Source organism: Phaeobacter sp. JH20_02 (assembly GCF_048056915.1).
In the GTDB taxonomy this organism is placed as follows: domain Bacteria; phylum Pseudomonadota; class Alphaproteobacteria; order Rhodobacterales; family Rhodobacteraceae; genus Phaeobacter; species Phaeobacter bryozoorum.
On sequence record NZ_JAYMVP010000028.1, the window covers coordinates 209,434 to 223,044 of the forward strand.

At 62.9% G+C, this 13,611-nt stretch carries 12 protein-coding genes; 9 read left to right on the top strand and 3 right to left on the bottom strand.

From position 1 onward, the window contains the following. Positions 1-107: 107 nt before the first annotated feature. From VWY34_RS14975 to VWY34_RS14990, 4 genes are all read left to right on the top strand, one after another. Positions 108-1,439, top strand: coding sequence for a DUF5930 domain-containing protein (locus tag VWY34_RS14975; protein ID WP_340545744.1), 1,332 nt, complete (start codon positions 108-110; stop codon positions 1,437-1,439). Next, on the top strand, positions 1,429-1,971 hold the full coding sequence (locus VWY34_RS14980; RefSeq protein WP_340545745.1) for a bactofilin family protein: 543 nt from the start codon (positions 1,429-1,431) through the stop codon (positions 1,969-1,971). Before VWY34_RS14975 ends, VWY34_RS14980 begins: the two co-directional genes overlap by 11 nt. A 247-nt stretch (positions 1,972-2,218) precedes the next feature. Beyond that, positions 2,219-3,463 carry a calcium-binding protein gene (locus VWY34_RS14985; RefSeq protein WP_416545980.1) on the top strand — a complete coding sequence of 415 codons (1,245 nt, stop codon included), beginning with the start codon at positions 2,219-2,221 and terminating at the stop codon, positions 3,461-3,463. 225 nt (positions 3,464-3,688) lie between these two features. Then, positions 3,689-5,185: a calcium-binding protein gene (locus VWY34_RS14990; protein WP_416545982.1), complete on the top strand. Its 1,497-nt coding sequence runs from the start codon at positions 3,689-3,691 to the stop codon at positions 5,183-5,185. Between the two features lie 88 nt (positions 5,186-5,273). Here the strand turns inward: VWY34_RS14990 and VWY34_RS14995 are convergent, their stop codons facing one another. From VWY34_RS14995 to VWY34_RS15005, 3 genes are all read right to left on the bottom strand, one after another. Continuing rightward, positions 5,274-6,284, bottom strand: coding sequence for a DUF3179 domain-containing protein (locus VWY34_RS14995; RefSeq protein WP_416545984.1), 1,011 nt, complete (start codon positions 6,282-6,284; stop codon positions 5,274-5,276). A gap of 201 nt (positions 6,285-6,485) precedes the next feature. Further along, positions 6,486-7,037 (bottom strand): peptidylprolyl isomerase, encoded by a 552-nt coding sequence (locus tag VWY34_RS15000; RefSeq protein ID WP_340545748.1) that lies wholly within the window; start codon positions 7,035-7,037, stop codon positions 6,486-6,488. Continuing rightward, a complete protein-coding gene (locus VWY34_RS15005) occupies positions 7,030-7,536 on the bottom strand; it encodes a peptidylprolyl isomerase (RefSeq protein ID WP_340545749.1) in 507 nt (168 codons plus the stop codon). Before VWY34_RS15005 ends, VWY34_RS15000 begins: the two co-directional genes overlap by 8 nt. Before the next feature lie 193 nt (positions 7,537-7,729). On the opposite strand from VWY34_RS15005, the gene VWY34_RS15010 reads away from it, so the two are divergent. The 5 genes from VWY34_RS15010 to VWY34_RS15030 all read left to right on the top strand — a co-directional run bounded on the left by VWY34_RS15010 (position 7,730) and on the right by VWY34_RS15030 (position 13,545). Beyond that, entirely contained in the window at positions 7,730-8,920 is a 1,191-nt protein-coding gene (locus VWY34_RS15010) for a phosphoglycerate kinase (protein ID WP_416545986.1), read from the top strand. A gap of 256 nt (positions 8,921-9,176) precedes the next feature. After that, positions 9,177-9,476: an FtsB family cell division protein gene (locus tag VWY34_RS15015; RefSeq protein WP_340545751.1), complete on the top strand. Its 300-nt coding sequence runs from the start codon at positions 9,177-9,179 to the stop codon at positions 9,474-9,476. A 303-nt stretch (positions 9,477-9,779) separates the two neighbouring features. Continuing rightward, complete coding sequence (gene pdhA / locus VWY34_RS15020; protein ID WP_340545752.1) at positions 9,780-10,793, top strand: pyruvate dehydrogenase (acetyl-transferring) E1 component subunit alpha; 1,014 nt, start codon at positions 9,780-9,782, stop codon at positions 10,791-10,793. 16 nt (positions 10,794-10,809) lie between these two features. Next, on the top strand, positions 10,810-12,195 hold the full coding sequence (locus VWY34_RS15025) for a pyruvate dehydrogenase complex E1 component subunit beta (RefSeq protein ID WP_340545753.1): 1,386 nt from the start codon (positions 10,810-10,812) through the stop codon (positions 12,193-12,195). 12 nt (positions 12,196-12,207) lie between these two features. Continuing rightward, positions 12,208-13,545 carry a pyruvate dehydrogenase complex dihydrolipoamide acetyltransferase gene (locus VWY34_RS15030; protein ID WP_416545988.1) on the top strand — a complete coding sequence of 446 codons (1,338 nt, stop codon included), beginning with the start codon at positions 12,208-12,210 and terminating at the stop codon, positions 13,543-13,545. Positions 13,546-13,611: the final 66 nt, after the last annotated feature.

Sequence of the window (13,611 nt, forward strand, 5' to 3'; positions counted from 1 at the left end):
GCACTGCGACAGGGGCGCTCCGCGGGGGACCGGAACCGACCGTCACACCGGCAGGAGGAGCGCCGGTACAGGCAGTGCGACAACTGGGGCAGGACAAGGACCAAAGCGTGCGAACACGTCTGGCAATCAAAATTCACGCATTTCTTGAACGTCGTTTCCCGGAGCGACGTGTGTTCCTTAAATCCGACACGGATACCCGTTTCATCCGGCTGCGCTCCGAAACCCAGCTCATCGCCTTTGCCGGCATGGCGCTGCTGGTGGCCTGGTCCATCGTCGCCACCGCCATCGTGCTGATGGACAGCATCGGTTCCGGCAATTTCCGCGAACAGGCCAAGCGCGACCAGATGACCTATCGTGCGCGGCTCAATGCGCTGTCGAGCGAGCGCAACGACCGCGCCGCCGAGGCGCTGGCCGCCCAGGAACGGTTCAACGCCGCTCTGACGCAGATTTCCTCCATGCAATCCGAGCTGCTGGCCTCCGAGACCCGCCGCCGTGAGCTGGAAACCGGCATCGAGGTGATCCAGACCACTCTGCGCCAGACCATGAAGGATCGCGAAGCCGCCCGCGACGCCCTCGCCGCGCTGAAACAGGAAACCGCCGCCGACAGCCCGGCCCAGCTGATGGCCGTCAGCGCGCCCGTGCAGATGGAATTCATGGCCGAGGCGCTGGCCGAAACCGCCGCGGAGCGTGACCAGATCGAAGCCAATGCCCAATCCGCGCTTGAACAGCGCGACGCGCTGGAGCTGGAACTGCGGCTGATGGATGAGCGCAACGATCAGATCTTCCGCCAGCTGGAAGAGGCGATGGAAGTCTCCGTCGCCCCCCTCGACAAGATGTTCCGCAGTGCCGGAATGCCCACCGACCGTATCCTTGAACAGGTCCGGCGCGGTTACAGCGGTCAGGGCGGTCCGCTCAGCCCTTTAGCCCTGTCCACGCGCGGTGAGGAACCCACCCGCGAAGAGCGCAGAGCCAACGACCTGCTGCACCAGATGAACCAGCTGAACCTTTATCGGCTGGCCGCGCAGAAGGCGCCTTTCGCCTCGCCGGTGAACCTCAACCTGGTGCGCCGCAGCTCCGGCTTTGGTTATCGTCGCGACCCCAAAACCGGCGGCCGCCGCCTGCACAAAGGCTCCGATTTCGCCGGACAGACCGGCACCGATATCTTTGCCACCGCCGATGGCGTGGTGACTCATGCCGGCTGGCAATCCGGCTACGGAAAACTTGTGACAATTCAACATGCCTTTGGCATTGAGACGAAATATGCCCATAATTCGAAACTCCGCGTGAAGGTCGGTCAAAGGGTCTCGCGCGGGGATCACATTGCTGATATGGGTAACACCGGACGGTCCACCGGGACCCACCTCCACTACGAGGTTCGGGTCAATGGCAACCCCGTAAACCCGATGATCTATATCAAGGCTGCGAGAAATGTTTTCTAAAAGCAAAATCAACGAGCCCGGCCAGAAAGCGGCCGAAGCAACCCCTGCGGCACCTGCGCCGTCTTCCGCTCCGGTTCCGCCCGCCAGCGATTTCAAGGCCACCGCGCCCAAGGCCAAGCCACCGGCCTCCGTGCTCAGCTCGGATCTGCACATCACCGGCAACCTCAAGACCACCGGCGATATCCAGGTCGAAGGCACCGTCGAAGGCGATATTCGCGCCCATCTGCTGACCATTGGCGAAAGCGCCACCATCAAGGGCGAAGTGACCGCCGATGACGTGGTGATCAATGGACGCATCGTCGGTCGTGTGCGCGGCCTGAAGGTGCGCCTGACCTCGACCGCCCGCGTCGAAGGCGACATCATCCACAAGACCATCGCAATCGAAAGCGGCGCCCATTTCGAAGGCTCCGTGCAGCGTCAGGACGACCCGCTGAACCCCGGCAAAGCCGCAGCGCCCCGCGCCGCAGCCCCGGCACCGGCCCCCTCCGCCGCCGTCTCCGCAGCCACCGCCGCGCATAAAGCCGAGGGCTGATCCGAGCCTTCCATTGGCCGTATCGACAAAAAATCAACGCCGCAGGTTCCGCCTGCGGCGTTTTTGCTGCGCCATGGTCATCTGCCCGTCTGACCCGACTATCCCAGCATGCGGACGCGACGTCGCCCGGTGAATGCAGCGCGATTCTTAGGCGCGGATCTTGCAGGCATAGGTTGCTCACTGTACGAGACCGTTAAAGTTGCAGGCATTTGGTCTGCTGCATCTCTCATCAGGATCTCTTTCTGTTATGGCAATTTTTACTGTAAATGATCCCACCGGAACGCTGACCCTGGATGGCATCAACGATCTTGGGTTTTCAGGTCTCAGCCTGAGTAGCCGAACCAGCAACCGGCTGTACTTTACCTCCCCCAGCGATACCTCGGTCACCCTGACCGGAACCTTCACCTCATCCTCTCCCTACCTGTGGACCGTGAACTCCATGTCCGTGGCGACCGGCAGGACAACGGTCTATTCCTTCAGCGAATTTTCGATGAACTTCTATCGGTTCGCCTCGTCCAGCGGCAGCGCTCTCGAAGCTGCGCTGCTGACCGGTGATGATACCATCACCTCCAACATGACCGAGGGCAACCGCTGGCTGGCCTATGGCGGCGACGATGTCATCAGCCTTGGCACCGGCAATGACTATGTAAATGGCGGCACTGGCACCGATCGTTTGATCATCAACGACAATTTTGGCCGCGCTTCCGCGTCGTCCTTCTATGGAACTATCACGCTGGAGTCCGCCGATGGCCGCGACACGCTGGTGTCGATCGAACAGCTGCAATTTGCCAACCGCAGCTTCGCGCTGCGCACCGGCAGCAGTTTCGACAACACGCTGAGCGGCGATCAGGATGCCCAGCTGACCAGCGACATGATGCTTGGTGGACGTGGCGCCGATACGCTCTCTGGCCTCTCCGGGCGCGACATGCTGCTGGGCGAAGAAGGCAACGATCGCCTGCTCGGCGGCACGGGCCATGACACGCTGAAAGGCGGCGATGGGGATGATCTCCTGCTTGGCGGCACTGGGCGTGACTGGCTGGCTGGCGATCTTGGCGACGATATTATCGTCGGCGGGTCCCACGGTGACAAACTCATCGGCGGCGGCGGTAATGACCAGCTGCGCGGTCAGTCAGGTCACGACCTCCTGCGCGGCAACTCCGGCCAGGATACACTCCTGGGCGGCCAGGGAGACGACCGCCTCTATGGTGATGGCGGCAGCGACCAGCTGATCGGTCAGGAGGGTGACGATACGCTGACCGGCGGCGCTCACGCCGATATCTTTGTCTTCCATCGTGGCTATGGCAGCGATGTCATCACCGATTTCACCCTTGGCGAGGATCTTATTCAGATCGGGCGTGGCGCGGATGGGGTCGAGGATCTCACCTTCACCCAGCTGGGCGCCGATGTTCAGATCGCCTTTGCCGATGTCACCATTCTGGTCGAGAACAGCACGCTTGAGCAGATCGAGGCGGCGGACAATTTCCTCTTCTGAGCGATATCGCAGATCAGCACTGGCCACGGGCGCCCCCAATCGGGGCGCCTTATTCAATACTGCAGGCGACAAGTCCGCCGTGCACACGGTGCAGAGTTTTCGCAACAGAATTAACAAAGGTTAATTATTCGTTAACCGGAGACTTCCCCGATCCAGACCCGCCCCCTAGGTTTCCGACAAAAGCATCAAAAAGATGCAACGGGCATTCAGGCAGCAGGTCAGACCATGGCAGAGCTTTTTGTAGCGGCCGCGTCAAATATGGCGCCGCCGTTTGATTTCAATGACTTCGACTTTACCAAAGTGGCTGTTCTCAGCACATCCGAGACCCAGATCGCCGTGCAATACCGCGACTTTGTGCTGGTGTTTCAGGGCAGGTTCACCTTTGACGAGACCGGCAATCTGACTGCGGACAGCCCGCTCAACAGCTTTGCCCTGTTCCACCACCAGACCCTGATCCTGTCGGTCAGCGGCTTCAGCCTGCCCTCGCAGATGATTGCCACCAGTGACCTTTATTCGCTGCTGGCACTGGCGCTGGCGGGCGATGACACCATCACCTCGGCCTGGAACGGTGGCGAGCGGATCCAGGGGTTTGGCGGCAACGACACCATTCAGGCAGGCGGCGGCAATGATACCATCATCGGCGGCCCCGGCGAGGATGAGCTGCGACTGGCGGAGGGGATCACCAGCTACAGCTTTGCCTTTGACGACATCGCAGGCGCGCAGCTCACGACGCGGGCCGGACAGGACCTGCTGCTCAGCGTGGAGACAGTCCGCCTCGCCACCCAGACCCTGCATATTCAGGAAGGCGGCAGCGCCGACGATATCCTGACCACCCGCAACGCGGCGGAGAGCAACAGCTCCGACATGATCCATGGCCGGGGCGGCAATGACAGCATCACCGGCGGCGCGGGTAAGGATTTCCTGCTGGGCGGCACCGGCGCCGACACCCTGTCGGGCGGGCGCAACAATGATTTCCTCGACGGCGAGCTGGGGGACGATCACCTCTCCGGTGAGGCCGGTCACGACAACCTGCGTGGCAGTCTTGGCAATGACACGCTGATCGGCGGCGCTGGCAATGACACCCTGCGTGGCGACAACGAGATTGGCCCGGCCGAAAATGCCAATGACCTGCTGATCGGCGGCAGCGGCCACGACAGCCTTGACGGCAACGCAGGCCACGACACGCTGAGGGCCGGTAGTGGCGCCGACACGCTTGATGGCGGCGACGGCAATGACCGGCTTGACGGTGGCAACGGGCGCGATCTGATCACCGGCGGGACGGGCGACGACAGCCTGACCGGTGGGCGCGGCAATGACACGATGACCGCCGGTACCGGCAGCGACCGGCTCAGCGGCGGCGGTGGCCACGACGTGATGCGCGGCGATGCCGGCGATGATCTCCTGCTGGGCGGGCGCGGGCATGACACGCTGTTTGGCAGCGACGGCGCCGACCGGCTCATCGGTCAGTCCGGCCATGACCGCCTGACTGGCGGCAGCGGTGCCGACAGTTTTGTCTTTGGCCGTGGTTCCGGTCAGGACACCATCACCGATTTCCGCCTTGGCGAGGATGTGATCGAGATCACCCGCGGTGCAACCCGCATCGACCACCTTGGATTTGCACAGCTCGGCGCGGATGTGCGCGTCACCTTCGCCAATGTCTCCCTGCTGGTCGAAGACGTGACCGTCGATCAGCTGATGGATACCGATAACTTCCTGTTCTGATTAGGTACCGCTCTCAGAATATGGCTATGGGCGCGCCTTTGCCGGTGAGCCCTCTTTTTCGGGCAGAACTCGGTTGAGCACCGCCTCCTCACTCCAGCATCCAGCGCCCCTTGGGCCAGAAAGCATGATAGGCAAAGGCAAACATCACGTCATGGGCCAGATCCGCACCGTTCTGTCCCCGCACCCGCACCGATCCGACGTCGCGCCCCTTGCCCAGCTGCCCGGCATCCAGCGCCGAGGCCTGCCCGGCCCGCCAGCTGAGGACCACCCCCGCCTCGCGGATTTCCCCGGCCTTGGCCAAGCGCGCAAGGGGCCAGGCCCGGTCCCCCACCCGCACCACACGCGCCAGCGGCGCGATACCATGGGGCGGCGGTGCGCCATCATATAGAAACGGCCAGTTCGACCGGTCATAGCCCTGATAGGGATTGCGACCATAGCTGCGGTTGTGGCGCGGCTCAGCCATCACCAGACCCTTTGGGTAGGCGGCGCGAAATGCCTGCCAGCTGTCCAGCCAGCTCGGCAGCTGCCGCAGCTCCCGGCCCGTCATTTCGCCCACGATGCCGGTGCCCGTGGCCTGCTGCCACCAGCTCTCGCTCTCGCGGTCATACATCACCATATCGGACTGGCGCAGCTTGCCGGTGACGCCAAAGCTCAGGGTGCGGCCAGCCACCCGCCGGTCAAAGCTCATGGCGGAATTGCACAAGGGACAATAGGTGATCGCAACCGGCATGCCACCGACCCGGTCATTGACGATTTCATGCCAGATCAGATAGCGCAGCGGATAGGCCCGCGCCGCCTGCCCCGGCAGATCCAGCACCACCACCGGTTCGGCGGGGCTCAGCCCCGTCACCTGCGCCGCCGGGTGAAACGCCGGATCGCTCAGCGCCGGAATGCCATCCTTTGGCGGACCACCGGATTTGATCTCATCCCAGCTGGCCACGGCGGAGCGGCTGAAATCGGTCTGCGGCCACTCCCGCGCCCATTGCGCCGGATCAGCCACCGCCTTAACAGCGCCCAGAATCACCAGCAAAGCCGCCAGCACAGCGCCGACCGTCCCGGCGCGCAGCGGATCCCGTTTCCCTATCGCCAGCCGTGACATCTCTGCGCTCCCCCTTGACCTGCGACCAGCTTCGCAACTGATCTTGAGGCGCACAGCCTGCCGCAAAATCCCCTCACATGCACCGCACAAGCCCGTGACAGGCGCGCGTATCCCAGGCTGAAACGGCAAACGGCCCGCACCACGCAGGGTACGGGCCGTTGCAATATATATCAGGTCAATCCGGCAGGCCGGATCGCAGGATCACTCGGTCACTGTGACGGTTTTCATCACATCGGGCTGGCCGACAACGGCGCCGTTCTGACTGCTGCTGCCGCGCTTGATCGCGTCAACCACATCCATGCCCTCGGTCACCTTGCCCACAATGGTGTACTGACCATTGAGGAAATGCCCCGGCGCAAACATGATGAAGAACTGCGAATTGGCGCTGTCGGGATCCTGTGAGCGGGCCATGCCGACGACACCGCGATCGAACTCCAGATCGGAGAATTCGGCCGGCAGGTCCGAGCGCTCGGAACCGCCCATGCCTGCGCGGCGCATATCGCCACCCAGCTTGCCGAATTCCACATCACCGGTCTGCGCCATAAAGCCTTCGATCACACGGTGAAACACCACGCCATCATATTTGCCCTCGGCTGCCAGCGCGGTGATCTGCTCGACATGTTTGGGGGCCACGTCCTCGAACAGGTCAATCTTGATGGTGCCATTGGCGCCCTCGCCTTCGACCGCGATCTCCAGACCGCTGGCCAGCGCAGGCCCCGCCATCAGCGCAAATACCGCTGCCAGCTTATACATCGGCTGCCACCTTGACGCTGATCATGCGGTCGGGGTTCGCAGGCGGCTCGCCACGGGTGATCGCATCGACATGTTCCATACCTTCGATCACGCGGCCATAGACCGTGTACTGACCGTTCAGGAAATGGTTGTCCTTGAAGTTGATGAAGAACTGCGAATTGGCCGAATCCGGGTTGGCGGAGCGCGCCGCGCCCAGCGTGCCACGGTCATGCGGCAGCTTGGAGAATTCCGCCGGCACATTCGGCAGGTCAGAGCCGCCGGTGCCTGCCATGCGCAGGTTGAACCCGTCTTCCATATCGCCGTGCTGCACGTCGCCGGTCTGCGCCATAAAGCCGTCGATCACCCGGTGAAACGCCACATTGTCATATTCACCGCCACGGGCCAGCTCTTTCATGCGTGCGCTGTGCTGGGGGGCCACATCGGGCAGCAGCTCGATCACCACCTTGCCGTCTTTCAGCTCCATGATGATGGTGTTTTCGGGATCCTTGATCTCGGCCATGTGGCCCTCCTGTGCTTTGCATTCGCCCGATAGTTAAGCCCCGCGCCGCCGATTGCCAAGGGAGCTTTGGTCACGGAGCATTGACTGGGCGGCAAAAAGCCCCGAAACATCGCGCCAACAGCGCCAGCCCGCCTCCGCGCGACTGGCCTCGCACAGCACGACCAACACACGCGACCAACAGAAGGATATGATCATGGGCTGGACCGCACTCGACAAGATGGACCTGGCAGGCAAGCGCGTTCTGGTGCGCGTCGATATCAATGTCCCGGTCGAGGATGGCCGCGTCACCGATGACACCCGCATTCAGCGCGTCGCCCCAACGGTCAAGGATATCCTCGCCAAGGGCGGCACCCCGATTCTGCTGGCCCATTTCGGCCGCCCCAAGGGCAAGGTTGTCGAAGAGATGTCGCTGCGCCCGCTGGTGCCCGCACTTGAGGCCGCGTTCGACGCGCCGGTGACCTTTGCCGCCGATTGTCGCGGCCCCGCTGCCGAGGCCGCGCTGGCGGGCCTGCCCGCAGGTGCCGTGCTGCTGCTGGAAAACACCCGCTTCCACGCGGGCGAGGAGAAGAATGACGCCGCTCTTGCGGCTGAGATGGCCCAGCTGGGCGATATTTATTGCAACGATGCGTTCTCCGCCGCCCACCGCGCCCATGCCTCGACCGAGGCGCTGGCCCGTCTGCTGCCCGCCTGTGCTGGCCGCCTGATGGAGGCTGAGCTGACAGCGCTTGACGCAGCCCTCGGCCAACCCCAGCGCCCGGTCACCGCCGTGGTTGGCGGTGCCAAGGTCTCCACCAAGCTGGAACTGCTGGGCAACCTCGTCGGCAAGGTCGACAATCTGGTGATCGGTGGCGGCATGGCCAATACCTTTCTCGCCGCACAGGGCATTGATGTCGGCAAGTCGCTTTGCGAGCACGATATGGCCGACACCGCCCGCGAGATCCTGACCAAAGCCGAGGCCGCAGGCTGCAAGATCATCCTGCCCGTCGACGTCGTCGTCGCACGCGAATTCAAGGCCGGGGCCGACAATGAAACCGTCGCCGCCGACGCCTGCCCCGCCGATGCGATGATCCTCGACGCAGGCCCGCAGACTGTCGCTGCCGTCGCCGATACACTCTCCGCCTCCAAAACGCTGATCTGGAATGGCCCCATGGGCGCCTTCGAAATCGCGCCCTTCGATGCCGCCACCAATGCCGCCGCACAACAGGCCGCCAGCCTCACCAAATCCGGCGCGCTGGTCAGCGTGGCAGGCGGCGGTGATACCGTTGCGGCCCTCAATCAGGCCGGGGCTGCGGCTGATTTCACCTATATCTCCACCGCGGGCGGTGCCTTCCTGGAATGGATGGAGGGCAAGACCCTGCCCGGCGTCGCCGCACTGGAGGGCTGACCCGAATCTGCGACCTGTCGCAGGCCAGAGGCCGGTATCGCCGCCAAAAGGTTAAGATCGCGGTGACCCGCAAGATCCGTTAACCACTTGTTAACACCTCGCACCCCTGCCATCCGGTTGGGGTGCGTTTTTGCGTCAGAATGTTCATAATTAACAATTTTCACCTTTCACAAACCATGATGCCTGTGGCAGTATTGTTGCAGACGCCGGGTAAACCGGCGCGAGACTTGAGCAGCAGATCATACAGGCCATCACCGTGACCCGAACCAATCGACCCTCTCTGGGTGCATTCGTCTTTTCCACGATTGCATTCGCGCTGAGCGCATATTTCACCTTCGCTGCCGTGCAGGGGGATTTCGGGTTGTTCAGGCGGGTCGAGATCCAGGCCGAAGTGGAAGCGCTGCGTCAGGATCTCGACCAGCTGAAGCGTGAGACCGCGCAGATGGAGAACCTCACCCACCGGCTGTCCGATGATTACCTCGATCTGGACCTGCTGGATGAACAGGCCCGCTCCGTTCTGGGCCTGCTGCGCTCGGATGAAATCGTCATCCGCTAAACAGCCACCCCGGCGCAAACCGCTCTGAAACATGTGATCGCCCGCAGCCTCGCTCGCGGGCGTTTTGCTGTCCGGCGGGCGCAAGGCTGCGCCGCGCAATGCCAGCCGATACCCCATGCTGCAGGCCAGCCCCCGATCAGCCCTCAGGTCAACGCCCCGGAACACCGCTGAAACACTGGTGAAACACCATCGCCTTTACCCCTTGGTGACGGCACGTCATAATAACACTCGCATGACGTAACAAAATCCATTATGAACTAGTTTAGCATTAAACTATCTAGCCTTAAGGGGGAGCCCGCCACTATGGCTGCGAGAAAAAGTGTCAAGAAACCAAACGTTTCTGCCGAAGAGCTACTCGAGTACTACCGCGAGATGCTGCTGATCCGGCGATTCGAGGAAAAGGCCGGCCAGCTCTATGGCATGGGTCTGATTGGCGGCTTCTGCCATCTCTACATCGGACAGGAAGCGGTTGTTGTCGGCCTTGAGGCCGCCGCCGAAGAGGGCGACAAACGCGTCACCTCCTACCGCGACCACGGCCATATGCTGGCCTGTGGCATGGACCCCAACGGCGTCATGGCCGAGCTGACCGGCCGCGAAGGCGGCTACTCAAAGGGCAAAGGCGGCTCGATGCACATGTTCTCGAAAGAGAAACATTTCTACGGCGGCCACGGCATCGTCGGCGCGCAGGTGCCACTGGGCGCAGGCCTCGCCTTCTCCGACAAATACAAAGGCAACGACCGCGTGACATTCGCCTATTTCGGTGATGGCGCCGCCAACCAGGGTCAGGTCTACGAGACCTACAACATGGCCCAGCTCTGGGATCTGCCGGTCGTCTTCGTGATCGAGAACAACCAATACGCCATGGGCACCTCGGTGCAGCGCTCGACCAAATCCCCCGCCCTGTGGAAACGCGGCGAAGCCTACGGCATCAAGGGCGAGGAAGTGGACGGCATGGATGTGCTGGCCGTGAAAGAGGCCGGCGAACGCGCCGTCGCCCACTGCCGCGCAGGCAAAGGCCCCTATATCCTTGAGGTCAAGACCTACCGCTACCGTGGCCACTCCATGTCCGACCCCGCCAAGTACCGCACCCGCGAAGAGGTGCAGAAAATGCGCGAGGAACGCGATCCCATCGAACAGGTCCGCGACATGCTGCTCACCGGCAAACATGCAAGCGAGGACGACCTCAAGGTGATCGACAAAGAGATCAAGGACATCGTCAACAAATCCGCAGACTTCGCCAAGGAGAGCCCGGAACCGGCGCTCGATGAACTCTGGACCGATATTTATGCGGATGAGCTGCCGCAAGAAACCGCCTGAGGGGACGTAATACGATATGGCAACTGAAATCCTGATGCCCGCCCTGTCGCCGACCATGGAGGAAGGCACCCTGGCCAAATGGCTGGTCAAAGAGGGCGATACAGTAAATTCCGGCGATATTCTGGCCGAGATCGAAACCGACAAGGCGACGATGGAATTCGAAGCCGTTGACGAAGGCGTCATCGGCAAGATCCTGATCGGTGAAGGCACCGAGAACGTAAAGGTCAACAGCCCGATCGCCGTTCTGCTGGAAGAGGGCGAAAGCTACGACCCCGATGCGGCCCCCGCAGCATCCGCGCCCTCCACAAGCGAAGCGCCGGCGGCAGAGGCACCCGCGGCGCCCGCAACCGCCGCCGCTGCTGCCGCAGCCCCCGCCGCACCCGAGGTGGACACCACCCCGGACTGGCCCGAGGGCACCGAAGTGGTGCAGACCACGGTCCGCGAAGCCCTGCGCGACGCCATGGCCGAGGAAATGCGCCGCGACGGCGATGTCTTCCTGATGGGCGAGGAAGTCGCCGAATATCAGGGCGCCTATAAGATCTCTCAGGGTCTGTTGGACGAATTCGGCTCCAAGCGCGTGATCGACACCCCGATCACCGAACATGGTTTTGCCGGCATCGCCACCGGTGCGGCCTTTGGCGGTCTGCGCCCGATTGTGGAGTTCATGACCTTCAACTTCGCCATGCAGGCGATTGACCACATCATCAACTCTGCCGCCAAGACGCTCTATATGTCCGGCGGTCAGATGGGTGCACCGATGGTGTTCCGTGGTCCCAACGGTGCCGCTGCCCGCGTGGGCGCGCAGCACAGCCAGGATTACGCCGCCTGGTACATGCAGATCCCCGGCCTGAAGGTGGCGATGCCCTACTCCGCCTCCGACGCCAAGGGTCTGATGAAAACCGCGATCCGCGACAACAACCCGGTGATCTTCCTCGAGAACGAGATCCTCTACGGCAAATCCTTTGAAGTGCCGAAGCTGGATGATTACACCGTTCCCTTTGGCAAGGCCCGGATCTGGCGGGAAGGCACTGACGTCACCATCGTCTCCTTTGGCATCGGCATGACCTATGCGCTGGAAGCGGCGGAGAAACTGGCCGAGGATGGCATCAGCGCCGAGGTCATCGACCTGCGCACCCTGCGCCCGATGGACACCGGCTCCATCATCAAATCGGTGATGAAGACCAACCGTCTGGTCACCGTCGAGGAAGGCTGGCCGCAGGGCTCTGTTGGCAGCTATATCTCCTCTGTGGTGATGCAGGAGGCCTTTGATTACCTCGATGCCCCGGTGATCACCTGCACCGGCAAGGACGTGCCCATGCCCTATGCCGCCAATCTCGAAAAACACGCGCTGGTCACCACCGATGAGGTGATCGAAGCGGTGAAACAAGTGACCTACCGGTAAGGAGAGACAGCGATGCCCACAGAAATCCTGATGCCCGCCCTCTCTCCCACCATGGAGGAAGGCACCCTTGCCAAATGGCTCGTGAAGGAAGGCGACACCGTCGCCTCCGGCGACCTGCTGGCAGAGATTGAAACCGACAAGGCGACGATGGAATTCGAAGCCGTCGACGAAGGGGTGATCGGCAAGATCCTGATCCCCGAAGGCAGCGAAGGCGTGAAGGTCAACAGCCCCATCGCCGTGCTGCTGGAAGAGGGCGAAAGCGCCGACGACATCGGCGCCACCCCGGCTGCCCCCACCGCCGCGGCAGACGAGGCCGCCCCGGCGGCGTCCGAGGAAGCCGCCCCGGCCTCTTCCCCGGCGTCGGCAGAGGCCGCCGCTGCGGCAACACCCGCGCCCGCAGCCCCGCAGGGCGCCGATGGCAACCGCATCTTTGCATCGCCCCTGGCGCGCCGTATCGCGGCTGACAAAGGGCTGGATCTGGCCGCCATCTCCGGCTCCGGCCCCCGTGGCCGCATCGTGAAGGCCGATGTGGAAAACGCCAAACCACAGGCCGCCGCCGCCCCGGCAGCAGCCACTCCGGCAGCCGCCGCAGCCCCTGCCGCAGCCGCCGCCCCCACAGGCCCCTCCGCCGATCAGGTCGCCCGCATGTACGAAGGCCGCAGCTATGAGGAGGTCAAACTGGACGGCATGCGCAAGACCATCGCCGCCCGCCTCACCGAGGCCAAGCAGACGGTGCCGCATTTCTACCTGCGCCGCGACATCCAGCTGGATGCCCTGCTGAAATTCCGCGGCGAGCTGAACAAACAGCTCGAGGGCCGTGGCGTCAAACTCTCGGTCAACGACTTCATCATCAAGGCCTGCGCCCTGGCGCTGCAGGCCGTGCCGGATGCCAATGCCGTCTGGGCCGGTGACCGCGTACTGAAGATGGAGGCCTCCGATGTGGCGGTCGCCGTCGCGATCGAGGGCGGCCTGTTCACACCCGTTCTGCAAAACAGCGAGACCAAATCACTCTCGACGCTGTCGACGGAGATGAAAGACCTCGCCAAACGCGCCCGCGACCGCAAGCTTGCGCCGCATGAATATCAGGGCGGCAGCTTTGCGATCTCCAACCTCGGCATGTTCGGCATCGACAATTTCGACGCCATCGTGAACCCGCCGCACGCAGGCATCCTTGCCGTCGGCGCAGGGGTGAAGAAACCGGTTGTCGGTGCGGATGGCGAACTGGCCGTGGCCACCGTCATGTCGGTGACCATGTCCGTCGACCACCGCGTCATCGACGGCGCCCTTGGCGCCGAACTGCTGAACGCGATCAAGGACAACCTTGAAAATCCGATGATGATGCTGGCCTAAACCGCCACAGGTCAAAGGACGAGCAAAAGGAAAGGACCGGCGCAGCGCTCCGGTCCTTTTTTGTGG

Bases quoted from the DNA above. Each gene is read 5' to 3' on its own strand.
- VWY34_RS15030 (WP_416545988.1), top strand. From the start codon at position 12,208: ATGCCCACAGAAATCCTGATGCCCGCCCTCTCTCCCACCATGGAGGAA.
- VWY34_RS15025 (WP_340545753.1), top strand. From the start codon at position 10,810: ATGGCAACTGAAATCCTGATGCCCGCCCTGTCGCCGACCATGGAGGAA.
- VWY34_RS14995 (WP_416545984.1), bottom strand. From the start codon at position 6,284: ATGTCACGGCTGGCGATAGGGAAACGGGATCCGCTGCGCGCCGGGACG.
- VWY34_RS15000 (WP_340545748.1), bottom strand. From the start codon at position 7,037: ATGTATAAGCTGGCAGCGGTATTTGCGCTGATGGCGGGGCCTGCGCTG.
- VWY34_RS15005 (WP_340545749.1), bottom strand. From the start codon at position 7,536: ATGGCCGAGATCAAGGATCCCGAAAACACCATCATCATGGAGCTGAAA.
- VWY34_RS14990 (WP_416545982.1), top strand. From the start codon at position 3,689: ATGGCAGAGCTTTTTGTAGCGGCCGCGTCAAATATGGCGCCGCCGTTT.
- VWY34_RS14980 (WP_340545745.1), top strand. From the start codon at position 1,429: ATGTTTTCTAAAAGCAAAATCAACGAGCCCGGCCAGAAAGCGGCCGAA.
- pdhA (WP_340545752.1), top strand. From the start codon at position 9,780: ATGGCTGCGAGAAAAAGTGTCAAGAAACCAAACGTTTCTGCCGAAGAG.
- VWY34_RS15010 (WP_416545986.1), top strand. From the start codon at position 7,730: ATGGGCTGGACCGCACTCGACAAGATGGACCTGGCAGGCAAGCGCGTT.
- VWY34_RS14985 (WP_416545980.1), top strand. From the start codon at position 2,219: ATGGCAATTTTTACTGTAAATGATCCCACCGGAACGCTGACCCTGGAT.